2 protein-coding genes are annotated in these 1,249 nt (G+C 68.2%); both read left to right on the forward strand.

Annotation, left to right across the window (positions count from 1 at the left end; genetic code table 11):
* A partial coding sequence (locus tag ACIOFR_RS42360; RefSeq protein WP_401006194.1) for a transposase occupies window positions 1-316 on the forward strand: 316 nt, incomplete at its 5' end.
* 5 nt (window positions 317-321) lie between these two features.
* A complete protein-coding gene (locus ACIOFR_RS42365) occupies window positions 322-1,224 on the forward strand; it encodes an IS3 family transposase (RefSeq protein WP_401006196.1) in 903 nt (300 codons plus the stop codon).
* The last annotated feature ends 25 nt before the right edge of the window (window positions 1,225-1,249 follow it).

The raw sequence follows: 1,249 nt of genomic DNA on the forward strand, positions 1-1,249 counted from the left end.
CCAGGTAGTGAGTGGCAAGAGCAACATGAGCAAGCGGTACACGGCGGAGTTCAAGCGGGATGCGATCGCGCTCGTCCGGTCGTCGCCGCATCGGAACGTCACCGAGATCGCCCGGGAACTCGGGGTGAGTCCCGAGGGGCTGCGGGGCTGGGTCAAGCAGGACCGTACCGACCGGGGCCAGGGGGCGCCCGGTGCGCTGACCACGGCGGAGAAGGACGAGCTCCAGCGCCTGCGCAGGGAGAACCGGGAACAGCAGCAGACGATCGAGATCTTGAAAAAAGCCGCGGCCTTCTTCGCGAAGGAGACGATGAAGTAGGCACGTTGTGCCGCTTCATCGACGCGGAGAGGGCCGCCGAGGACAGGCCCGACGGCTTCAGCGTCGCGCTGTTGTGCCGGGTTCTGAAGCTCCCGCGCGCCAGTTACTACGCCTGGCTCGCCGGTCGGCCGGCCGCCGCCGAGCGGCAGCGGGCCGAGGACGAACTCGCCCAGGAGATAAGGGAGATCCACGCCTCCTCACGCGGAGCCTACGGCGCCCCGCGCGTGCACGCCGCACTGCGGCGGGGCGGCCGTGCGATCAACCGGAAGAAGGTCGAGCGGATCATGCGCGAGCGCGACATCCGCGGCGTGACCCGCCGCAGACGTCGCCACCTGACGAAGCAGGACACCGCGGCCGCCCCGGCCCCGGACCTGGTCGGCCGCGACTTCACCGCCGCTCGGGCCGGCACGAAGCTGGTCGGCGACATCACCTATCTGCCGACCATCGAGGGCTGGTGGTACTTGGCGACGGTCATCGACCTGGCGACCCGCGAGGTGATCGGGTACGCGATGGCCGACCACCACCGGGCTGAGCTGGTCACCGATGCCCTGCGCATGGCCGCCGGCCGCGGCGGTCTGCAGCCCGGCTGCATCATGCACACCGACCGCGGGAGCGAGTACACGAGTGGCGAATTCCGCAGCGAGATAAGGAAGTTGAACCTGAGGCAGAGCATGGGAAGAACCGGCATATGCTACGATAACGCCGCAGCCGAGAGCTTCTTCGGACTGCTCAAAGCGGAGATCGGCACCACCGTCTGGGACAGCCGCGAAGCGGCCCGCGCCGACGTCTTCCGCTTCATCGAGGTCGAGTACAACCGCACCAGGCTCCGCAGACACCCCGAGTTCGGGTACCTCACCCCACTCGAAACCCGAGCCAGACTGCAGCACGACTTCACCCCCGCAGCGTAAGCACCCGCTGTCCAGTTCCAAGGGG

Origin of the sequence: Kitasatospora sp. NPDC088346 (assembly GCF_044740765.1) — a bacterium.
In the GTDB taxonomy this organism is placed as follows: Bacteria; Actinomycetota; Actinomycetes; order Streptomycetales; family Streptomycetaceae; genus Kitasatospora.